Below are 22,830 nucleotides of genomic sequence, written 5' to 3'. Positions count from 1 at the left end.
ATGCGCAATTGCGCAAGCCTTCTCTGCTGGCCTCGCCAGGAGAATTAGATGAAATCGCTCAAATCCACGCTCGCCGGATCAGTAGTATTTGCTGCCATGGCCACCGCTGCGCTGTCGGCCGAAGACACTATTAAGGTCGGAGTACTGCATTCGCTCTCGGGTACGATGGCAATCTCGGAAACGACGCTGAAAGACACGATGCTAATGCTGATCGATCAACAAAACGCCAAGGGCGGTTTGTTGGGCAAGCAGCTTGAGGCCGTTGTAGTGGATCCCGCATCGGACTGGCCTTTGTTCGCGGAAAAAGCGCGTGAGCTTCTGACTGTGCATGAAGTTGATGTGATTTTTGGCAACTGGACTTCGGTCAGTCGTAAGTCAGTCCTGCCGGTGATCGAAGAACTGAACGGCCTTCTATTCTATCCGGTACAGTATGAGGGTGAAGAAAGCTCGAAAAACGTCTTCTACACCGGAGCGGCCCCGAACCAGCAGGCGATCCCTGCGACCGACTATTTCCTGGAGGAACTGGGGGTCGAGAAATTCGCTCTGCTCGGCACGGACTATGTCTACCCCAGGACTACCAACAATATCCTTGAAAGCTATCTGAAGCAGAAGGGTATTGCTGATGACGATATCTTCGTCAACTACACGCCTTTCGGCCATTCCGACTGGTCCAAGATCGTGGCTGACGTGGTCGCGCTGGGCGCGGATGGCAAAAAAGTCGGTGTGATCTCGACCATCAATGGTGACGCCAATATCGGGTTTTACAAGGAACTGGCAGCGGCTGGTGTATCGGCAGATGACATTCCGGTCGTGGCCTTCTCGGTCGGTGAGGAAGAACTGTCCGGTCTGGATACCACGAACCTCGTCGGTCACCTTGCCGCTTGGAACTACTTCCAATCGGCCGACACTGACGTCAACGCAGAGTTCGTTGAGACATGGAAAGCCACCATGGGTGATGAACGCGTGACCAACGATCCGATGGAAGCGCATTACATCGGCTTCAACATGTGGGTCAATGCCGCGACCGAGGCCGGTTCGACCGAAGTCGATGCTGTACGCGCGGCGATGTACGGGCAGGAATTCCCGAACTTGACTGGTGGCACTGCGGTCATGTTGCCGAACCACCACCTGGCGAAACCTGTTTTGATCGGTGAAATTCAGGAAGACGGTCAGTTCGATATCATCAGCGAAACCGACGTCGTGCCGGGTGACGCCTGGACCGACTTCTTGCCGGAGTCGGCGGTGCTGATCTCGGATTGGAAAGAGCTGGGTTGCGGTATGTACAACACCGAGACCAAAACCTGCGTTCAGACCCTGTCGAACTACTAACCGACACGCAAGGCGGGTTTGTTCGCCCGCCTTGCCACAAGAGACATTCGGGTTTCACCACATGGTACGACTATTCCTTGCGGGCCTCGCAATCCTGTGCGCCTGCCTGACCGCCAACGCGCAAGAGGCCGGTCTGCAACCGATCCTGCAAGAACATCAGGAGATCATCGCCAAAAGCTCGCGCAAGACGATCAAACCAGCGATTGATGCTATTGCGTCGAGCGGTTTGCCTCAGGCGCAAGTGATGCTTGAGACGTGGGCCGCCAAGAATATGTGGATGCGCAAGTCTGACGGTCTGTTCTTTTCTGGCCAGAAAGGTGAGGGGCGGTCGTATGAATTGACCGATTTCGACACCGGAGAAGTCGTCGGCACGTTCGAGAAAACCGAGCTTAAGCAGTTGAAACCCAACAGCGGTATCCGCGCGATGATCGGGACCGCTCTGGTCCGGTTCCAACTGACCGATCCGGATCGCGCGAAACGTCTGGCGGCCCTGCAATCCATCCAGCGCGATCCCGAAGGTGCTCTGCTAGAACCCCTGCGCGCGTCCATTGAAGCTGAACCAGACGCGGCGTTGAAAGCGCAAAAACAGCGGCTGGAACGGTTGCTGACCATTAGATACGACGCGGATATTTCGGCCCGAGTGACCGCTATTGAAGAGATGTCCGATGATCTAGGGGTCGATGTCCGCGCGGCGCTAAACCCTCTGGTCGTGACCAAACTGCAAACGGCGGCAGACCTGCCGTCCGACGTGAGTATCGCCAATCTCCTGCAACCCGGATCGCATGACCTGTCGCGTGATGCGGCCTATGATCTGCTGGTTGCCAGCGACCTGGCCGCGCTGCGTGTATCACCCGATGACATTCGCGCGGCATTGGCCGCCAATATCGACGGAGGTCGCGTGGGAGGTATTCCGGTCGTGCAACTGAACACCGACGCCGCCCGCGCGCAGGCGTATGCGGAATTAGCTGAAGCCCGAACCGTTCGGGCGTTGATCACGCAAACTGATGTCGACATCGCGCTGGACTCCCATGTGTTCTTTGAAATCTATGCAGAGCCGTCGTCCGAAGTGACCGCAGCAGCCAAGAAGGCACTGGAGCAGATCGAGCTGAAGGTCGGCCTGAACCAGACGCTCGACCTGACGCTGGACGCGATCTCACTGGCGTCGATCTATTTCCTTGCCGCCATTGGTCTGGCCATCACCTTCGGCGTGATGGGCGTGATCAACATGGCCCATGGCGAGTTTATTATGATGGGCGCCTATACCGGATACGTGGTGCAGCAGTTTATCCCTGACCACACGCTTTCGATCATCGTGGCAATCCCCATGGCCTTTGCCGTGACATTTGCCATGGGCGTCGCGATGGAGCGGCTGGTGATCCGCTGGCTCTATGCCCGGCCGCTTGAGACGCTGCTGGCGACCTTCGGCATTTCGATTGCGCTACAGCAACTGGCCAAAAACATCTTTGGCACGCAGGCCCGCCCGCTGACCGCGCCCGGCTGGCTGGATGGGGCGTGGGTGCTGAACGATGTGGTCTCGATCAGCTACATCCGCATCGCGATCTTTGTGCTTGCGATGATCTTTCTGGGACTGTTCCTCTACATTATGAAGCGCACGCGGCTCGGGCTTGAGATGCGCGCGGTGACGCAGAACCCGCGTATGGCGGGGTCGATGGGAATCAATCCGGGGCGCGTGAATATGCTGACCTTCGGGTTGGGCTCGGGTATCGCCGGGGTCGCCGGGGTTGCGATTGGTCTGTTCGCTAAGGTCACCTCGGACTTGGGCAGCGACTATATCGTTCAAAGCTTCATGACCGTGGTTGTCGGCGGTGTCGGCAACATCTGGGGGGCGCTGGCGGGTGCCGGAATGATCGGCTTTCTGCAGAAAGGGATCGAGTGGATGAACCCGTCGAACACTCTTGCAGCCCAAACCTACATGATCATTTTCATCATCATTTTCATCCAATTCCGGCCGCGGGGCATCATCGCCCTCAAAGGTCGCGCCGCGGGGGATTGAGCCATGGATCGTAGCTTTGTCGCCAAGAACCCCTCGGTGCTGGTCTTTCTGGCGATCCTGTCTCTGTTTACCCTGGGCGTGACGATCCTGTCCGAAGGGTTCGGGATCGGCGTAATTTCGACCAGTTTCGTCAAAACGCTGGGCAAGACCCTGTGCCTCTGCCTGATCGCAGTGGCGATGGATCTGGTCTGGGGCTTCACCGGCATCCTGTCGCTGGGTCACTTCGCCTTCTTCGGGCTGGGGGGCTACATGATCGGCATGTGGTTGATGTACGAACGCACCCGCCTGATCGTGGTCGACTCGCTGGCAAAGGCCGAAATTCCACCGACTTCAGCCGAGGTGGTGGACGCCATCGGAGCGCAGATTTTTGGCGTGGTCGGATCGTCGGAATTTCCGTTGATCTGGGCGTTTTCCCATAGCCTGACACTGCAACTGATCCTGATTGTGCTAGTCCCCGGTCTTCTGGCGCTGATCTTCGGATGGTTGGCTTTCCGGAGCCGTGTCACCGGTGTGTACCTATCGATCCTGACACAAGCGATGACGTTGGCACTGGCTCTGTATCTGTTTCAGAACGACAGCGGATTACGTGGCAATAACGGCTTGTCCGGCCTGCAGAACCTGCCCGGTGTCTCCGCCTCGCAGGACGTGGTGTCGATCTGGTTCCTCTGGGCTTCGTCACTGGCACTGGGGTTAGGTTATTTGCTCGCTGCGTGGATCGTGTCGGGCAAATTCGGCTCGGTCATTCGCGGCATCCGCGATAACGAGGCGCGGGTGCGGTTCCTTGGATACTCGGTCGAAGTCTACAAACTGGCCGTCTTCACCCTGACTGCTTGTATCGCGGCCATTGCTGGCGCGCTTTATTACCCGCAAGCGGGCATCATCAACCCCGAGGAGATGGCCCCAATCGCCTCGATTTATTTGGCCGTCTGGGTCGCAATCGGTGGACGAGGTCGCTTGTATGGCGCGGTAATTGGCGCAGCTTTTGTCAGTCTTCTGAGTACGTGGTTCACGGGCGGGCAGGCCCCGGATATTTCGCTTGGGTTTTACACGATCAAATGGGTCGACTGGTGGCAGGTGCTACTGGGCGTAACTTTCGTGTTGGTTACGTTGTTCGCCCCGCAGGGCATCGGAGGATTGTTCGACTTGTGGACCGACCGCCGCCACCCGGACAGGCACGGGGCAAATCTGGGACCGGATGACGGAGCCCTGCGAGAGAAGGAGGCCATCGAATGAGCACTTTGCTTGAGGTTAGCGGCGTTTCGGTCACTTTCGACGGTTTTCGTGCTATCAACAACTTGTCGTTCCAGATCGGCGAGGCCGAGCTTCGCGCCGTGATCGGCCCGAACGGGGCAGGCAAGACCACATTCATGGATATCATCACAGGAAAAACTCGGCCCGATAATGGACGCGTCATCTGGGGCAAGAAATCCGTATCTTTGCTAAGAATGTCCGAAGCAAAAATCGCGCAGGCTGGCATCGGGCGGAAGTTTCAGAAGCCGACGGTTTTCGAAGACCAGACCGTACACGGAAATCTGCTTATGGCGCTTCAGAACAAACGCGGCTGGCTTCGCGTTCTCTTCTATCGACCCTCCAAAGACGATTTGCGGAAAGTTGACGATCTGAGCGTCGAGATCGGTTTGCATCAGCACCTAAGCCGCAAAGCTGGCGAACTGAGCCACGGTCAAAAGCAGTGGCTGGAAATCGGCATGCTGCTGGCTCAGGAGCCGCAGCTTTTGCTGGTGGACGAACCTGCCGCCGGTATGACACCGCAGGAGCGCGAACACACGACCAATTTGCTGGTTCAGGCCGCCAGAACTCGCGCCGTGGTCGTAGTGGAACACGATATGGAGTTTGTCAGGCGTCTGAACTGCAAAGTCACGGTTTTGCACGAAGGGTCTGTCTTGGCTGAAGGCAGTCTTGATCACGTGACTTCCAATCAGGACGTCATCGACGTTTATCTGGGGCGCTAAGCAATGCTGAAACTGACCGATCTGACTTTGCACTATGGGCATTCGCAAATCCTCAACGGGATTTCCATGGAAGCCAGACAAGGTGAAGTGACTTGCATCATGGGGACCAATGGCGTCGGGAAAACCAGCCTGATGAAAGCAATCTCGGGGACGCATCCACGCTCGGGTGGCAATTTGGAACTGGATGGGGAACCTTTGGGTGTCCTGCCTGCTCATCAAATGGCGTGGAAAGGTGTGGCTTATGTTCCACAAGGTCGTGAAATATTTCCTTTGCTCACAGTTCGCGAAAACCTTGAAACGGGGTGCGCCTGTCTGCCAGCCAGCGAGCATTTCATTCCAAATGAAATTTTTGACATGTTCCCGGTTCTCAAGCAGATGCAAAACCGTCGCGGAGGTGACCTTTCTGGCGGTCAGCAGCAACAGCTGGCGATCGCGCGGGCACTGATAACGCGACCACGCCTGCTTCTGTTGGACGAGCCGACCGAAGGTATTCAGCCCAACATCATCCAACAGATAGGCGAAGTTATTCGGCACCTCAGAACCACGAGCGAAATCGCAATCATTCTAGTGGAGCAATACTTTGACTTTGCCTATGATCTTGCCGACAGATTTGTCGCGTTGCGACGTGGAGAAGTCTTAATCAACGGCACCAGGGAAGACGTGACACGCGATGAGTTGTTGCAGGCCGTAACAGTCTAGCGCTGATACTTGAAATTAGTTTCAGGATTAAAAAATGAAACGCAAAACTTGGCTTAATTTAGGCTCGGGATATGGTTTGATCCTCTGAACACGTTCAATTGAAACTGTATTTTCTTCTGAAATCCCGTTGTTCGATGTCTCCTGCCTTGAAGGGCAAGTACTCATGATCAGATGAACCCCGCTGATCCGAGAAAGGAGAAAGACTATGAAACCAATCAAGTCACTCGCAGTAGCGGCAGTCACAATCGCGTCGCCCAGTTTTTACGAAATTGGTCGCTGGAGTGATGAGGACCCAGATGGGTGACGATGCAACCAGAAGGTTGTTCACGTAACAACCGTTCAGCAATGTCCAATGGCTTTTAGCTGAGGCCTTCCCTCTGAGAACTCAAAACCTGACATTTAGCCGGGACGCCGCGAATGTCTCGAAGGAGCCCAAAGCGGTCGGGGTCAGTCGCTAAATCAGAACATCATTCTGACTTAGAAACTTGGCCCGCAATCCAAGATCGGCATTAATTTTCCTTTCTGCCTTAGATCATCTCGATGCTAGGCTCAGACAAATATCGTCTTACTGAGCATCGAAAAATTATGACCAAACTGAATGTTACCCGCCGCACTGCATTGACCATCCTTGGAAGCGCGTCAATGATCGCTATTTCTCATGCCACGTCTGCTCAAGCGGCTTCGTCATTGCAGGATTTTGGAAGCCAGCTTCAAACACTGCCCGAAATCACTGTTTACACAGCGCAGCGCGTCATCACAATGGAGGACAACGACCCTGCTATCAATGCGGTTGCCGTGGTCGGAGACCGTATTCTGGCCGCCGGTCCGCGCGACACACTCGTTGACCGGATTGGTTCGCAGCCGTTTCGACTGGACGATCAATTCTCCGAGAAAGTCATTATCGCCGGTTTGATAGACCAGCACGTGCATCCTTTCCTCGCCGGATTGACCCTGACCTCCGAGATCATATCCATCGAGGATTGGAACATTCCGACTGGTTTTTCGAAGGCCGCCGAGGATGAGGCGGATTATAAGTCTCGTTTGCAAGCCGCCGAAGCGGTAATGGATGATCCCAACGCTTTGTTGCTGACATGGGGGTATCACCACTTCTTTCATGGCGAGATCAGGCGCGCGCAACTCGACGAGATCAGCAGCACGCGCCCAATCATTATAGTCCACCGATCTGCGCACGAGTTGATCCTTAACACTCCCGCATTGGAGCTGCTGGGCATCACCGAAGACTTTGTTAATGGCTTTGCGGGGCTCGCGCTTGAGCAATCGAGCTTTGAAGACGGGTATTTCTTTGAGGCAGGAATGTTCGCCGTTCTTCCGGCGGTCGCACCCGTATTGGCAACTCCTGAACGCTTGGGCGCGGGCCTTAGACTGGCCCGGGAGTACATGCACCGTTCTGGCGTCACTGTTGCCGCAGAACCGGGAGGTGTGCTGTCTCAACCTCTGCAGGATGCAACCAACGCGGTTTTTTCAGGACCCGATACCCAACTCAGGACCTATTTCATACCTGACGGGAAATCCCTGGCTGCCTTGCACTTTCAAAATGGTTCGATGATTGAAGAGACCGAAAAACTGCTGGACTGGGGTGTAGGTAAGACGGCGTTCATGCCGAAGCAGGTGAAACTCTTCGCGGATGGCGCTGTCTACAGTTTGGCCATGCAGGTCTCGGAGCCTTATGTGGGCGGCGATTTCCACGGCGAGTGGATCATGCAACCCGACGAGTTCAATCCCGTATTCGATGCATATTGGGAAGCAGGTTACCAAATACATGTTCATCAAACCGGCGACCTTGCTGTCGATTTGATTTTGGACGCCGTCGAGCGAAACATGCGCCGGAAGCCGCGGGCGGATCACCGCACGACATTGGTTCACTTTGGTTATGCGAGAGAAGATCAAACAAAACGGATCGCTGAGTTGGGCTGCATCGTCAGCGGCAATCCATACTACGTAACCGCGCTGTCAGATCGATATAGCGAGCTTGGACTGGGCCCGGAACGTGCAGATGACATCGTGCCCCTTGGGCCAATTAAGGCCAACGGCATTCCCATCTCATTCCATTCTGATGTACCAATGGCTCCTGGTGAACCGCTATTCCTTGTTTGGGCTGGCGTAAACCGAACGACCTTCTCCGGCCGTGTCGCAGGCCCAGAACACCGCCTGTCGGTCGAAGACGCTTTGCGGGCTGTGACTATTGATGCGGCCCAGTCCTTGCGATTGGAGGATGAGGTTGGCTCTATCGCTCCCGGCAAGTTGGCAAACTTCACCATCCTCGAAGAAGACCCATTCGAGGTGGAAGCCTACAAGATTAAGGACATCGGTATCTGGGGTACCGTACTTGAAGGTGACATTTTTCCAGTGTCAGACGACTTCGATCTCGACCGCGCGTCATTATCGCCAACCCGGGATACAATAAATCCGCCAACAAAGCCGCTGTATGCGCTTGCTGATGTATCGGGCATCGCCCAGAAAGGCATGCTTGCCGGATGCTCGTGTTGCGCTTCACCCGTATCTCAGTCGTGCACGACATCTGCGGCGGGGCAAATCTCTGCAGTTAGCTGTTGCGGGACAAATGCGTTGGGGTGGGCCGTCGTGTCCGAATGGGCCTCCAAAGTTTAGATTGGAGCCAAGTTGAGATCGCGTAATCAAGTGTCCGGAATGTCCCGCGAGGCAGCCTTTCGTACTCGTTCCAATGAACGGCCATCACTCAACCGGAGATGGCTTCACATAAAACCGCTACTGCGATGTTCGCGGATTGTTATGGCACATTCGTCAGCTTTGGGTTGCGGATAGCAGGTGGTTCAATTGAACTCTTTGCGTCCGTACTGTGCTTCCATCATGTTGACTGAAAGATGAGGATTGTCCACTTCTAAAGCAGTCAGATAGGAAACCTGTCGCAAGCTCTACTCAAACAACAAAGCGCCGTTTAGGTCAAAATGCATCGGGAACATTGCGCGCAGAAATCGAAAAACAATTCTCATTGCTTCGTCGCGATCGAATGAATCCGGGTGGAGTAGGTAATCGGTCCACATGCCTTCCAGCATTGCGAGTGTGCCGTGCGTGGCATCCCTAGCAACTTGATTAGGGTGTTCGGTTCCAGCTTCTTTCGCAATTCGAGCGAAAGCGTTGAAAACCAGATTACGAAGCTTGGCATCGCGGGTATCTGAAAACGCAGCGATTGCTGCTCTGTTTCGGGCCTCGCCACGAAACGCGTACCAAATGGAAACGTTTTTCTTATTGAGAATGGTCTCACTCAAGTCGCCCCGAACAATCATCTCGATATGCTCCTGCCCGGTTTGCCCGGTCGTTTCCAACAAGTCATAAATGCCATTGTAGTATTGTTCGGAAGAGTGGCGGGCGGCTTCGTCAACCAAGTTGTCTTTGCCGCCAAAATGAAGGTGAATCATGCCACGGGATAGCTCGGCGCGTTGAATGATTTCGCTGACTGAGGTCTCGGAAATCCCTTTCTCTGCGACCGAGTCGAGTACTGCCTCGATCAAGGAAAGGCGATTTCGTTCGCGTATTTCTTGTCGTCTTCCAGTCATTTGATCAGGCGTCTCTGTTTGTTTTCAGTCTCTTGCGGTGTCCTTTAGTGGCCGGTGTGAAATTGGCCAGCCCCGGTGGCGAAATTATTAGTTGACACAACTAGTCCAAAAATTCCAGATTTAAATGGACGATTGTCCATTTTGTTATCAACATGTCGCGCCACCGAAAACGAAGTTCAGCAGGGAAGCATGGCCGGAGTACTACGAAGTGAAACGGGCAAGGGCCTGGCACTGAGTGCGCCTGCGACACTCTACGTGGGGCTGCTTGTAGCTGTGCCTCTTTGTATTCTTGTCGCCTACAGTTTTTGGACCCAGACATATGTCGAGATTGACCGGACACTGACGTGGGCGAATTACCAAGAGGCGTTTACCGACCCGCTGGTTCGGCATCTGATGATCCGGTCGGTTGCGATTGCGGGTGCGGTGACATTGGCAACGGTTTGTCTGGCCTATCCGATTGCCTACTTCATCGCGTTTCGGACACAGAAGAAGACCCTCTGGCTGTTGCTGATCACGATTCCCTTTTGGAGCAGCTACCTTCTGCGCGTGTTCAGCTGGAAGCTAATTCTAGGCTTCAACGGGGTGCTGAACTCAGCGCTGATTTCACTTGGTTTGATACAAGAGCCACTGACATTCCTGCTCTACAACGAGTTCGCCGTCGTCCTGACTCTCGCCCACGCTTGGGCGCCATTTGCGATCCTGCCGATTTATGTGTCGCTGCAAAAGATCGATCGCAGCCTGTTGGAGGCTGCAACGGATCTAGGTTGCAGCAAACTCGAAAGGTTTGTCCGCGTGACTCTGCCCCTCACAGTTCCGGGTATCATCGCGGCCTGCCTGATCATTTTCATTCCCACGGTGGGTGATTACGTCACTCCAGCCTTGGTCGGAGGTTCGCAGGGCAAAATGGTAGCGAACTTGATCCAGGTGCAGTTTGGCGCCGCCAACAACTGGCCGTTGGGTGCAACCCTGTCTCTGCTTGCCATGCTTTCGGTTGGCTGCGTTGCAATCGTGTTCGTGGTGGCCGTCACCGCATTGGGCCGGAGGATCAGATGACCAAGGTCATTCGTATCCCATGGTTGGCTGTTTACGCGATCGCCTATCTGGTGTTTCTGTATCTGCCAGTTCTGCTCTTGCCGCTGTTTTCGTTCAATGACGGAACCATCGTGGCTTTCCCTCTAAAGGGGTTCACGCTGAAATGGTACGCGCAGTTGGGTCAGCAGGACACGCTGCTACAGGCTATGGTGAATTCTCTGATCGTCGGCAGCGTGACAGCCCTGATGGCAACATCTCTGGGTCTCTTCGCAGCTCGCGCCTATGTTCGGTATCGTTTCACGGGGCGCGAGTTGTCTGAGGGACTGGTCATGCTTCCGCTGGTCATTCCCGGTATCATCGTTGCCAGTTCGATGCTGGTTCTGTTCATCAGCGTCGGCTTGAAACCATCCCTGACCACCGTGATCCTCGGGCATGTGTTCGTGGCGTTGCCCTTTTCCGTATCGATCATGAAGTCTGCATTTGACGATTTCGACCAATCCTTGGAGGAGGCCGCGTTCGATCTGGGTGAAAGCGTTGTAGGAACGTTTCGGCGCGTCACTCTGCCAATCGTCGCGCCGGGCATCATCGCCAGCCTTTTGGTCACGTTTACCGTGTCTTTTGACGAGTTCGTCCTGGCATTTTTCTTATCCGGGAACAGCCCGACATTGCCGGTCTATATTTGGAGCCAAATTCGCTTTCCGGCAAAGCTGCCCAACACGTTGGCGCTGGGATCGCTGCTTTTGCTTTCTTCCGTTCTGCTGTTGTTGATTGCCGAATACTTCCGCCGCCGTTCCATCCAATCCTCCGATTGAAGCCAAAGGAAACAAGTAAGATGAGCGAACAGAACATCATCGAGATCAAGGGCGTCGAAAAACGCTTTGGTTCCTTTGTGGCTGTGTCCGATCTGAACCTGACCTTGAAAGAGGGTGAGTTCTTTTCGCTGCTTGGCCCTTCGGGCTGCGGAAAGACAACAGCCTTGCGCATCATCGCGGGTTTTCAAGATCACGAAGAAGGCGAGATCCGGATCGATGGTCGAACGATGGGAGAGGTGCCTGCCAACAAGCGTCCCACTAATATGGTGTTCCAAAGCTATGCGATCTTTCCGCACCTGAATGTCGGCGACAATGTTGGCTTCGGATTACGCAAGACAAATCTCTCGCGAAACGAAATCAAGGAACGCGTTGCCGAGGCGCTTGAGATGGTTGAACTTGGCGGTTTGCAGGACCGCAAAGCCAATGAGCTGTCGGGAGGTCAGAGGCAACGTGTAGCGCTTGCCCGAGCGCTAGTCATGCGGCCTAAAGTGTTGTTGCTCGATGAGCCTTTATCCGCATTGGACAAAAATTTGCGCGAAGCGATGCAATTGGAAATGCGCCGTCTTCAGCAGAAGCTTGGAATTACTTTCGTCATGGTCACGCATGACCAGTACGAGGCGATGACCATGTCCGACCGCATCGGCGTCATGTTCGCCGGGCAGCTCAAGCAGGTCGACAAGCCCGAGGTCCTTTATTCTCAGCCTAGCAACCGTGAAGTGGCCTCTTTCATCGGCGGAATGAACTTTCTGGATGCCGAGGTGACAGCTGAGAACTCTGAATCGCTGGAGGTTAATGTTCAAGGATTTGGGCAGATGACAATCGGGGTGAACCCCAACGTTCAGGTGCACGCTAAAGAGCTTCTGGTCGGCGTACGGCCTGAGCAATTGGAGATCAGCGCCGAAAAACCGGATGGTTACGACGCTCTTGTTCAGGGCGAGGTGTCGGACGTCGCCTTCTATGGTGAAAGCGTCCACTATTATGTGCGGGTCGATGGTTTGAGGGACAGCATAGCCGTCGCCGTACCGAACTACTTTCACACAGTCGATCACAGCCGGGGCGATACCGTCTGGCTGGGCGTTCAAAGCGCCTCGGTGATCGACTTGGGTAAACGTGAATCTTTGGGAGGAGAGAAATGAGTAAAACAGCATCACTTACGGCAGCATTGGTTGCCACCTTTACGGCCAGTCAAGCTCTCGCCAATGCCGCTGATCTGACCGTTTTTGACTGGTCCGGATATGAGGATCAGGGTTTCTACGGCGACTATGTCGAAAAGTACGGCGGCGCGCCCAGCTACACCTATTTTGGCAGCGTGGAAGAAGCGTTCACCAAGCTTCAGTCTGGGTTTGAAGCCGATTTGGCACACCCCTGCACAGACGCCCTGAGAAAATGGGTAGCGGCAGACATGATCAAGCCGATCGACACCAGTAAGCTGGAGAATTGGGACAAACTGATGCCCAAGATCAAAGAGGTCGATGGCATCACCATCGACGGGCAGACCTACATGGTGCCTTTCGAATGGGGCAATACTGGCCTTATCTATCGAACCGATATGATTTCGGCTGACGATGTTTCGCTGCAATTGCTTGCCGATCCCGCCTATCAGGGCAAAGTCGCCATTCCGGACGCCGCTTCCAGTGCCTTTGCAATGGCGGCATTAGCAACTGGCGCTTCCAGCTATACCGATATGAGTGACGAGGAGTTTCAAAAAGCAGCGGATTATCTGCGGGCGATTCATCCGAATGTGCGCTTTTATTGGTCTGACGCCGGCCAACTGGATCAGGCAATTGCCAGCGGTGAGGTCACGCTGGGTTGGGGATGGAACCAATCGGAACTGAACTTGATCTGGAACGAAACCCCAGCGGTCATGATGCGTGATGTGGACAAAGGCATCGCAACTTGGGTCTGCGGTTATGTGCATCTGAAATCTGCCAAGCAGTCGGATGAGCAAGTCTATGACATGCTGAACGCGCTTAGCTCTGCCGCAAGCGGTAAATACATCATCGAAAGCTGGGGATACGCCCACTCTAACGAGGACGCGTTTGCCCAAGCTGACCCGGAACTAATCGAAACCTACGGGTTCTCGGATGTGGACAGCTTCTTTGAAGGCAGCCTGTTTTTTGACGCGGTTAACCCTGAGCTGGAAGCCAAGATGTTGAAGGAATTCGAGCGCATCAAAGCTGGCTTCTAAGGACGCCTATATAACATAGCGGGAATGGTGGGGACGTAGGAGCCCTTCCATTCCCACGAAACTATTTCCGAATTTCTTGGAGGAAGCGCGGCAATGTCAGGCGCTGAAGGATACTCTGTACTCTTCGAACCGGTTCAAATTGGGCCAGTGACGGCTCGAAACCGGTTCTACCAGGTGCCCCACTGCAATGGTTTGGGTCATTTGCGACCTCAGGCCGAAGCTGCCATGCGGGCGATGAAAGCCGAGGGCGGTTGGGCGGTTGTATCCACTCAGGAGGCCGAGATTCATCCGACTTCGGATTTGTCTCCTTATTCTGAAAACCGAATTTGGGACGATCAGGATATTCCCGCACTGCGTCTAATAACCAACTCAATTCATGAGAAGGGATCGCTTGCGGCCATCCAATTGGCGCATAACGGGCACCATGCCCAAAACCACCTGACCCGTGCGCCCCTGCTGGCCCCGTCAGAACTTGTCCTGCAGACCCCATACCCGAAACAGGCCAGAGCCATGGACAAAGCGGACATTCGCGAATTCCGCCAGTGGCATCGCGCAGCGGCTCGTCGATCGCGCGAAGCCGGGTTCGACATTGTGTATGTCTATGCCGGGCATCACATGACATTGCCGCATCATTTTCTGCTGCCACAGTTCAATGATCGGACGGATGAATATGGAGGCTCGTTGGAGAACCGGGTGCGACTGACCCGCGAGCTTCTGGAAGAAACCAAGGAGGAGGTTGGTGACAATTGCGCCATTGCCCTTCGGTTTGCGGTTGATGAAATGCTCGGGTCAGACGGTATGCAAGCGCAGGAAGAAGGCCGTGCTGTAGTCGAAATGTTGGCCGAGCTTCCTGACCTTTGGGATGTTAACGTGGCGGATTGGAGCAACGATTCTGCGACGACCCGGTTCGAGCCCCGCGACGGCTTTCAGACCTCATATATCGAGTTTGTGAAACAGGTGACCTCCAAGCCTGTTGTGGGCGTCGGGCGTCTAACTTCTCCGGACTTGATGGCGTCACTGGTCAGGAAGGGCATCCTTGATTTTATCGGCGCGGCGCGACCGTCCATCGCTGATCCGTTTCTGCCCAACAAGATCAAGGAAGGTCGCATCGAAGAAATCCGAGAATGCATCGGTTGTAATATCTGTGTTTCATCCGACTCTCTCGGCGTCCCCATACGCTGCACTCAAAACCCGACTATGGGCGAAGAGTGGCGGAGGAAATGGCATCCTGAGATCATTGAGCGTCGGGTAAAAGAAGAAGCTGCTCTTGTTGTCGGCAGCGGACCAGCCGGACTTGAATGCGCCATGCAATTGGCGCGGCGAGGCTACGAGGTAACTCTGGCTGAGGCAAAGCAAGAGCTTGGCGGCCGTGTGCTGCAGGAAGCTGGCCTGACCGGGCTATCCGCTTGGAAGCGCGTGACAGATCACAGAATCTACGACCTGCAACAACGCGGGAACGTTCAGCTGTTCACCGACAGCCCTTTGTCAGCCAGTGAAGTCGTCGAGCTGGGTATTCCGAACGTTTTTGTTTCAACTGGCGCAAAATGGCGACGAGACGGGCGCGGGAAATCTGCATTTCACGGTGTATCAATCGGTTTAGGTTCTCGGGTTTTTACTCCAGATGACATTATGACCGGGGTCGTGCCGGAGGACGGCCCGGTTGTGGTCTACGATGATGATCAAGCCTATCTCGGTGGAGTCTTGGCCGATCATTTGGCTCAAGCAGGGCAAGAGGTTTTCTTTGTAACACCGGCCTCACTCGTTTCGCCGTTTACCGAATTGACGTTGGAGCAGACTAAAGTGCAACGAAGTCTGTTGGAAAAAGGCGTTCACCTGAACCTGTCCCAGACCTTGGCCAATGTCGCGCCCGGTCAGGTGACATTGCAGTGCGTCTACACGGGACGAGAGAATTCCATTGAATGCAGCTCCGTCGTGCTGGTGACGCAGCGAATGCGAGAAACCACCCTTTACGACGAGCTTTGCAGTACGAATGCGGGTTTGCTGAATACGTTGGAATTAATCGGAGATGCCGCCAATCCTGGCTTGATCGCGGATGCTGTGTATTCGGGTCACATGGCTGCCCGAAATTTCGAACGCAACGCGGACGACATCGACCGCGAATTTTTCCGCCGGGAACTCGTTTCCCTTGAACCTGTGTGAGGTGCGCCATGCCAAAAGATGATTTGCAAGTAATGCGCGACTTGATGGACGCGCAGCGGGAAGGCTTCGCCTTGCCACGTCACTTCTATACGTCTCAAGCAGTATACGAGAACGATATCAGTACCTTCTGGAATCGTAACTGGATCTGGGTCGGTCATGTTAGTCAGGTCGCTGAACCGGGCGACTATTTCCTGTTCGATTATGGTCTCGAGTCCATCATTATCGTTCGGGATCGCGAGGGGGAGGTGCGCGCGCATCTGAACGTTTGCCGCCACCGGGGATCGCGGGTTTGCATTGAACGGAAAGGCAAGGCACGCAATTTCATCTGCCCATATCATGCGTGGACTTTTGACCTGAACGGCAAGCTACGAAACGGACGATCAATGGGGTCGGATTTCGACCCGGACCAATACGGATTGTTCCCGGTTCAGGTGAAGATAATTCAGGGCCTGATATTTGTCTGCGCAGCTGAAGACGCCCCGCCGCTGGATGCTGCGTTGGAGCGGTTGGCCCCACTGTCAAAACCGTTCGACTTTGAAAACCTGAAGGTCGCTCATGAAGCCTCATACCTGGTTCCAGCAAATTGGAAACTGGCGTTGGAGAATTACCTGGAATGCTATCACTGCGCCCCGTCTCATCAGGACTATTCGCGCAGTCATTCGTTGAAGGATCCTGCTCAGGTTCTGGAGTTCGGCGGGGCTCTTCATGAGCGGATGGGAGAAGTCGGAGTTCCCTTGGAGGAGCTAGACCTGACCGGAGAAAACGCGCTCGCGCCGGGTGCAGATGTCTATTGGCGCCGCTACCCGCTGTTTCCCGGCTATGTGACCGGCAGCAAAGATGGAGCGCCTCTGGCGCCACCTTTGGGTGAACTGAAAGGTCACGATGGCGGTGCCACCGATCTCGGGATCGGCACACTGAACTACTTCCTGGTTTATGCAGATCACGTAGTTGGTTACCGGTTCGTCCCACGCGCGATGCAGGAAACGGATATTCAGATAGTCTGGTATGTGCGCGGCGACGCTCAAGAGGGTCGTGACTACGATAAGGATGCGTTGACATGGCTCTGGCATGTCACTTCGCTCGATGATGAGCGGATCATACGGCACAATCAGGAAGGCGTGAACTCCCACCACTTCGTGCCGGGACCGCTGTCCGAGATGGAATGGAGCATTCCAGGCTTCTATCGCAATTACTTCAGCATGATCTGACACGCTCAGAATTCGGAGAAATACCATGACAGAGTTAACGAAGCGCAGATCAAGACGGCGCGGGGGTGGACGTGAAGCACGAGCCGCCGTGCGAACCAGCAACGTCGCTTCGCAAGCAATCTGGCCGGGCATTTCGGGTGGCAGATATAAGCCTCTTTCAGACGCTGACATGTCGCGCATTCATGAAGCCGCCCTTGGCATTCTGGAGCGTACGGGTGTCGGTGATCCAACGCAGGAAGTTCTTGATCTCGTGCTGCCCAAAGGGGCAGCGGTGAACGAGCATGGTAGGCTGTGCTTCCCTCGCGCGTTGATGGAAGATCTTTTGGCCAAGACGGCCAGCGAATTTTACGTCCATGCACGCGGATCTCGGGCCGGTAAGGACGATATGCACTGCACCAAGGACAAGGTGTATTACGCAAACTCCGGCACTGCCGTGACAACTTTCGACGCGGAGACTCGCAGTTACCGGCCGTCAACGCTCAAGGACATTTACGACTTTACCCGATTGGTTGACCGGCTCGACAACATCCACATGACCGGGGATACGGTTCTGGCAACGGATGTGCCGCAGGACTACGAGCACGATATGAGCATGCTCTACGCCATCTTGGCGGGTAGCGAGAAGCCATCTTGCCTGACGTTCCGTACGCGCGAGCATATTCAGGACGCGATCCATCTGTTCGATCTGGCGTCTGGCGGGGAGGGTAAATTCCTTGAAAAACCCTCGGTGATTTTTGGTGGGTGCCCCATTGTATCACCGCTCAGATTTGGGCGGGAAAATCTGGAGATCCTGATTGATACAGCGAAGATGGGGCTTGTTTGCGATCTGGCCGTACCACCGCAGGCCGGGGCTACGTCTCCTGCGCCTTTGGCCGGTACGCTGGCGCAGGCGGTGGCAGAGACCTTGTCATGTGTGGCCATAGCAAATCTGATCAATCCGGGGACCCCGGTGGTCTTTGCAGCGTGGCCGTTTATTACCGATCTGCGCACTGGATCGTTTACGGGCGGCAGCGGTGAACAAGCGTTGATTTCAGCCGCTGCTATTCAGATGGGCAATTTCTACAACCTGCCGACCAGCGTCGGATGCGGTATGACGGATTCCAAGATCCCCGATGCACAATACGGTCTGGAAAAAGCGCTGACCTTCGCTTTGGCGGCCCATGCCGGGGCCAACCGGCTCTGCGAATTTGGCGGAATGCTCGGCAGCTTGATGGGCTGTAGCTTTGAGTCAATGGTCATCGACAACGAGGCGGCTGGAATGATCTCACGAACGCTTCGCGGGATCGAGGTGAGCGACGACACGCTTTCGGTCGACGTCATCCATGAATGTGCAATCGACCCCGGGCATTTCCTCGGCAACGCTCAAACCTTACAGTACATGGAAACCGAGTATGTCTACCCGTCCCTGTTGGACCGAGAGCTGACTGATACCTGGGAGAAAGCCGGTCGTCAGGACATGTTCGAACGTAGCCGATCCGTTGTGGATGACATTCTGTCCAATCACTACCCGAATTACTTTGGTAGCAAGGCGGATGAAGAGGTTCGGTCTAGGTTTCCGATCAAATTGCCACGTGAGGTAATGCGCGCTGGGTAAGCGCTGCTAAAGGAAGGGCAGGCTTCGCGGTTGTGCCTAAGCTTTGAATACGCCTTGGCGCGTCAGGTCGTCGGTTGCCAGCCGGATTCCTTTTTCAAGGATGTCAAACATCTCGTTTAACTCGCCCTCCGTGATGATCAGCGGAGGGGAGAACACACACATGTTTATGATGGGCCGCAGGATCAGCCCATTTTCCTGACAGTGGTGATCAATCATCGCACCAACGGACTTGTCTAGATCCAATAGATTGTCAGCTTCGGTATCCGCAACGCACTCAACGCAGCCAACCAACCCCATACCGCGCGCATCACCGACGAGCGGCAAGTCTGCCAGAGCCTGCAGACGCTCTTCGAACAACGGTGTGATCGCGCGGACATGTTCCAGAATGCCGTCGCGCTCCATGATCTCGATGGTTTTCAAACCTGCTGCTGCACTCACTGGATGACCCGAATATGTGAAACCGTTTGAAAAAGTAGCTTCTCGCCCGTTGTTTCCGCTCACTTCTGCAATCAGCCGATCAGAGATGATACAGGCCCCCATAGGTACATACCCGGACGTCATGCCTTTGGCGCAAGTGATTATGTCAGGTTGAATTCCAAAGACGTCTTCGGAGGCAAACCAATGTCCAAGCCTCCCGAAACCGGTCACGACTTCGTCTGAAATATATAGGACATCGTATTTCCGGCAGATTTCAAGACAGCGCTGATGATATCCTAGTGGAGGCACAATGACGCCACCAGAGCACAAGATCGGTTCAGCGATGAAAGCAGCGACCTTGTCTGCTCCGGTCTGTAGGATCATGTTTTCCAGGTCCGCTATTTTTTCGTCCAGAAAGTCGTCGACCGTCTGATCGGTGCGACGCGTATAGGGATTCACATTCGGTAGGAAACGCGTCAGGTGACTTGCCTGGTCCAGCCAACCTTTGTCGCGCTCTTTTCCAGACACTGACGCCGCCAGATACGTCGATCCGTGATAAGCTTTCTGTCGCGATATCACGATTTTCTTATCAGGTTTTCCCAGCAAGTTATTGCGAAACTGTACAAACCGCAGTGCGCTGTCCACGGCCGTTGAACCACCTGTCGTGAAGAACACATGGTTCAAGTCACCCGGCGTTCTCTTGGCGATTTCATGTGCCAACCGGGCCGGAGTTGAGTTGGCGTTGTTGAAGGGCGAAAAATACGCCATCTCTTTCGCTTGCTGAGCCATCGCATCGGCAATCTCGGTGTTTCCATAGCCCAATTGAATGCACCACATGCCAGCAGGGCCGTCTATCAGGCGCTTTCCGTCCTCTGTCACGACGTGAACGCCAAGTCCGCTTTCGGCAAAGGTCCGTTCGTTTTGGCCCAGATATGCCATGCCCTCCCACGGGTGCAGAAAGTTCTCGTTGTCCCAATTGCGTATGGATTGAAAGTTGGAGTTCGAAAGGGTCATAGGGCACCTTTATGTAACATATATCACAAAATGAACAAACATTCATTCAATGTCAATCCTTGAACCTCTGCGTTGTTAAGTGCGAAAAGGTCAAGAAAGAGCACCCCAGCGAAGGACAAGCAAAATTACTCTCGAGCCCGATACTCCAGCCAACGCACGGGAACTCAGCAGGTTGCAGAACCGAAATCAGCTGATCCAATCGGCTGCGGATGCCATCTATAAATACGGAATTCGCGGCACAACCGCGGCAAGAATCCAAGAGTTGTCGGGATTGTCGCAAGGGATGGTAAACCTACACTTTGGCTCCAAGGAAAAGCTGTTGCTTGCGGTGGCTGAAGAACTATCAGTCCGCTACGCGGGGCAGTGGAAGGCCATTGCATTCAATCCAGAGTTAGCCCCCGCAGACAAGCTAATCTCTATCATAAAGGCAGATTTCAACCCCTTAGTCCTTAATGCGCGGGACGTCTCGATCTGGTTTTCCTTTCGGGCTGAAGCGCTCTCGAACCCACACATATTTCCTTTCATCGACTCGCGAGACAAAGGTTTCCGCGCGGTGATTCTGGAGCTGTTTGAGCAAATAAAGGTCGAAGGCGAGTACGATGACGTAGACGCCAAATTTGCGACAGACGCGTTGGTTGCTTTGTTGGAAGGGCTTTGGACCGATTACCATTTGCACTCAGAGATCTTCGAACCCTCGGAGGCTTTGAAGATCTGCCTGTTTGTGCTGCAGTCAGTGTTTCCTAGACACTTTAGCACTTAGTCGATCCGCGGGTGAAGGCGACCTAAGTGACTAGGAACTAACCATGGGCAATCACGAACCCGTCCGTGTTTCATGGTTCAATCGGCGCAAGTCGTTGATCATTGCTTTGGCTAAAGAGATGCACATGAGCAGTAAAACAACGCTGAACGGTAGCGCGCCGATAATCATCGAATTGGTCAAAGCCTCTAATCCACCACCGCCCGCGATAAGCAAGGTTCCAATGACAAGGGTCAGAAGAACGCCCCAGATGATGCGATGAAGCAGACCGGTGTCTTCAGACCCACCGGACATGATCGTGTTCATCACAAGGATGCCGGAGTCGGCGGAAGTAACCAGGAATGTCATGGTTAACAGCACACACATGACGCTCACGACCGTTAGAAAGTTGCCTGATACCATTTCCCCTAAAGTGGCGAACAGGGTTGCCGTCGTTGATGCGTCGAGGATTGATCCGTTTGCATTCCCATTTAGTTCCAAATCGATGGCGGTCCCGCCCAGAATGGCCATCCATGCGAAACAAACGAGGGACGGTGCAATGACCGCCCCAAATATGAATTCTCGTACGGTTCGCCCTCTGGAGATACGCGCTAAGAAAAGGCCGACAAATGGCGAAAACGCGATCCACCAGGCCCAATAAAATGTGGTCCATCCGGCCTGCCATCCGAACAACCTGCCTCGTGTGCCCGCGTCATAAACTGCAGTCTTGGTCGCATCAGAAAGACCGGCTGTATTGTTGCTCAAACCCTCAAGATAGGTTGCTTTTGTTCCCCATGGATCAGTTGCACCCGCAAAGAGTTCGCCGACAAAGGGCACCGCCTCTGCTGGCAATACGGAAGCAAAATCGACTTCGGAAGCCGGTCGAAAAGCTTGGAAGCTCAAAGGGACAAAGTTTTTGATATAGTCAACCAGCGCTGTAGCATAGGTCGTCGCCGCAAACGTGAATGAGCCATAAACAATGAATACCGCCAGCAATACCAGTGAAAAGAGAAGATTGACATTTGACAAGTATTTGACACCACGCCCCACGCCAGAGACGGCAGAGAGTGTCGACATAAACATAACAACGATCAACGCCGCAATTAGGCCGGCGGTCGACGGGATCATTATGGTTACTTCTTTCTCCACAAGCCAATTTGCACCGGTAATTAGAAACGCACCGTCCACCAATTGAGAAACGCCATAACCGATCGTGACTGCCACGCCGAGTATTGTCGCCACGACGCCGAGTATATCGATCACATGGCCTGCAACACCGTTTGCGTATTCTCCGAGCAATGGGGTCAGTGCGGTGCGGATTGTTAGCGGCATGCCTCTTGTAAACGCGTAATACGCAAGGCTAAGGCCAGTGACGACGTAAATTGCCCAGGCGTGAAATCCGGTGTGCAAAAAAGTATAGCGGTAGGCTCCTTCAATCGCGTCCTCGCTTTTGGGTGTGACTTCCCCGGAAACAGTCAATGGATTGGTTTCCCAAAGGCCAAGTGGTTCAGCAGTTGCATAGACCATTAGGCCCACGCCTAGACCCGCCCCAAACATCATCGAAAACCAAGAGAAGTTCGAAAATTCGGGTTTCTCATCTTCTAAACCCAGCCTCATTCGGCCAGTCGAAGGAATGAGCGCGATAAGGAAAAGGAAAAGCACAAATAATCCAACGGAAAGGTTGTAGAATGTATTGAACTCAGACAGCACTCCTGACTTCCAAGATCGCAGTGTATCGTTTGCTGATAGTGGCCAAACCAGCGCCCAGAGAACGAGCAGCGAAACCGAGAGTTTGCTTACCAGCGCAATCGGCAGGCTATACCCTTTGTAAAAGCCGGTCCGCTGAGTCCTTATTTTGAGGTCTGTAAAAGGTTCTTCAAGCGCCATATTTTCCCGGTCTTACGTAAATTGACTGCTTTGCACGCCGCGCTGCCAGTCGCTGGGTTCCAGACTAGATTACTTTCAGTCAGAATAGGACTGAAGCTGCGGAAGCGATAGCTGAGAGGAAAATCTTTGCGTCGCAAATGGCAAAACCTGTGCGGCTATGAAAAATTGAATGACTCAAAATCGAAGGCTTAGCCATCGTTCAAAGTCGACCAATTC

The 22,830-nt window shown here is 54.2% G+C and carries 17 protein-coding genes; 14 read left to right on the top strand and 3 right to left on the bottom strand.

Annotation, left to right across the window (positions count from 1 at the left end):
- Nucleotides 1-48: 48 nt before the first annotated feature.
- The 6 genes from urtA (at nucleotide 49) to ACR3EJ_RS19100 (ending at nucleotide 8,640) form a co-directional block, all read left to right on the top strand.
- Complete coding sequence (gene urtA, locus ACR3EJ_RS19125) at nucleotides 49-1,329, top strand: urea ABC transporter substrate-binding protein (protein ID WP_170542772.1); 1,281 nt, start codon at nucleotides 49-51, stop codon at nucleotides 1,327-1,329.
- A gap of 61 nt (nucleotides 1,330-1,390) precedes the next feature.
- Entirely contained in the window at nucleotides 1,391-3,343 is a 1,953-nt protein-coding gene (gene urtB, locus ACR3EJ_RS19120) for an urea ABC transporter permease subunit UrtB (RefSeq protein WP_170542774.1), read from the top strand.
- 3 nt (nucleotides 3,344-3,346) lie between these two features.
- Nucleotides 3,347-4,576, top strand: coding sequence for an urea ABC transporter permease subunit UrtC (gene urtC, locus ACR3EJ_RS19115; protein ID WP_170703663.1), 1,230 nt, complete (start codon nucleotides 3,347-3,349; stop codon nucleotides 4,574-4,576).
- Nucleotides 4,573-5,313, top strand: coding sequence for an urea ABC transporter ATP-binding protein UrtD (urtD, locus tag ACR3EJ_RS19110; protein WP_170542777.1), 741 nt, complete (start codon nucleotides 4,573-4,575; stop codon nucleotides 5,311-5,313). The genes urtC and urtD overlap by 4 nt, the downstream gene beginning before the upstream one ends.
- A gap of 3 nt (nucleotides 5,314-5,316) precedes the next feature.
- Nucleotides 5,317-6,012, top strand: a complete 696-nt coding sequence (gene urtE / locus ACR3EJ_RS19105; RefSeq protein ID WP_170542778.1) for an urea ABC transporter ATP-binding subunit UrtE — start codon at nucleotides 5,317-5,319, stop codon at nucleotides 6,010-6,012.
- Between the two features lie 585 nt (nucleotides 6,013-6,597).
- Complete coding sequence (locus ACR3EJ_RS19100; protein WP_480423268.1) at nucleotides 6,598-8,640, top strand: amidohydrolase; 2,043 nt, start codon at nucleotides 6,598-6,600, stop codon at nucleotides 8,638-8,640.
- A gap of 284 nt (nucleotides 8,641-8,924) precedes the next feature.
- On the opposite strand, the gene ACR3EJ_RS19095 is transcribed toward ACR3EJ_RS19100, so the two are convergent.
- Nucleotides 8,925-9,566 carry a TetR family transcriptional regulator C-terminal domain-containing protein gene (locus tag ACR3EJ_RS19095; protein ID WP_170542780.1) on the bottom strand — a complete coding sequence of 214 codons (642 nt, stop codon included), beginning with the start codon at nucleotides 9,564-9,566 and terminating at the stop codon, nucleotides 8,925-8,927.
- A gap of 189 nt (nucleotides 9,567-9,755) precedes the next feature.
- Between ACR3EJ_RS19095 and ACR3EJ_RS19090 the strand changes: the two genes are divergently transcribed.
- The 7 genes from ACR3EJ_RS19090 to ACR3EJ_RS19060 all read left to right on the top strand — a co-directional run bounded on the left by ACR3EJ_RS19090 (nucleotide 9,756) and on the right by ACR3EJ_RS19060 (nucleotide 18,560).
- Complete coding sequence (locus tag ACR3EJ_RS19090; protein WP_170542782.1) at nucleotides 9,756-10,619, top strand: ABC transporter permease; 864 nt, start codon at nucleotides 9,756-9,758, stop codon at nucleotides 10,617-10,619.
- Nucleotides 10,616-11,410, top strand: a complete 795-nt coding sequence (locus tag ACR3EJ_RS19085) for an ABC transporter permease (protein WP_170542784.1) — start codon at nucleotides 10,616-10,618, stop codon at nucleotides 11,408-11,410. Before ACR3EJ_RS19090 ends, ACR3EJ_RS19085 begins: the two co-directional genes overlap by 4 nt.
- A 20-nt stretch (nucleotides 11,411-11,430) precedes the next feature.
- Complete coding sequence (locus ACR3EJ_RS19080) at nucleotides 11,431-12,546, top strand: ABC transporter ATP-binding protein (protein WP_170542786.1); 1,116 nt, start codon at nucleotides 11,431-11,433, stop codon at nucleotides 12,544-12,546.
- On the top strand, nucleotides 12,543-13,598 hold the full coding sequence (locus tag ACR3EJ_RS19075; protein ID WP_170542787.1) for an extracellular solute-binding protein: 1,056 nt from the start codon (nucleotides 12,543-12,545) through the stop codon (nucleotides 13,596-13,598). Before ACR3EJ_RS19080 ends, ACR3EJ_RS19075 begins: the two co-directional genes overlap by 4 nt.
- Before the next feature lie 93 nt (nucleotides 13,599-13,691).
- A complete protein-coding gene (locus ACR3EJ_RS19070; RefSeq protein ID WP_170542789.1) occupies nucleotides 13,692-15,758 on the top strand; it encodes an oxidoreductase in 2,067 nt (688 codons plus the stop codon).
- An 8-nt stretch (nucleotides 15,759-15,766) separates the two neighbouring features.
- Nucleotides 15,767-16,966 (top strand): aromatic ring-hydroxylating dioxygenase subunit alpha, encoded by a 1,200-nt coding sequence (locus tag ACR3EJ_RS19065; RefSeq protein ID WP_170542791.1) that lies wholly within the window; start codon nucleotides 15,767-15,769, stop codon nucleotides 16,964-16,966.
- A 25-nt stretch (nucleotides 16,967-16,991) separates the two neighbouring features.
- Nucleotides 16,992-18,560 carry a trimethylamine methyltransferase family protein gene (locus ACR3EJ_RS19060; protein ID WP_170542793.1) on the top strand — a complete coding sequence of 523 codons (1,569 nt, stop codon included), beginning with the start codon at nucleotides 16,992-16,994 and terminating at the stop codon, nucleotides 18,558-18,560.
- 36 nt (nucleotides 18,561-18,596) lie between these two features.
- Here ACR3EJ_RS19060 and ACR3EJ_RS19055 read toward each other — a convergent pair whose 3' ends face one another.
- Complete coding sequence (locus tag ACR3EJ_RS19055; protein ID WP_170542795.1) at nucleotides 18,597-19,991, bottom strand: aminotransferase; 1,395 nt, start codon at nucleotides 19,989-19,991, stop codon at nucleotides 18,597-18,599.
- Nucleotides 19,992-20,163: 172 nt separating this feature from the next.
- On the opposite strand from ACR3EJ_RS19055, the gene ACR3EJ_RS19050 reads away from it, so the two are divergent.
- Nucleotides 20,164-20,751, top strand: coding sequence for a TetR/AcrR family transcriptional regulator (locus ACR3EJ_RS19050; RefSeq protein ID WP_170542797.1), 588 nt, complete (start codon nucleotides 20,164-20,166; stop codon nucleotides 20,749-20,751).
- Nucleotides 20,752-20,802: 51 nt separating this feature from the next.
- Here ACR3EJ_RS19050 and ACR3EJ_RS19045 read toward each other — a convergent pair whose 3' ends face one another.
- Nucleotides 20,803-22,614 carry a BCCT family transporter gene (locus ACR3EJ_RS19045; protein WP_170542799.1) on the bottom strand — a complete coding sequence of 604 codons (1,812 nt, stop codon included), beginning with the start codon at nucleotides 22,612-22,614 and terminating at the stop codon, nucleotides 20,803-20,805.
- Nucleotides 22,615-22,830 lie beyond the last annotated feature (216 nt).

The sequence above is a fragment of the Ruegeria sp. AB11 genome, from assembly GCF_056536325.1.
Note: the sequence above shows the minus strand (reverse complement) of the source record. Positions and strands in the feature narration are given on the sequence as shown.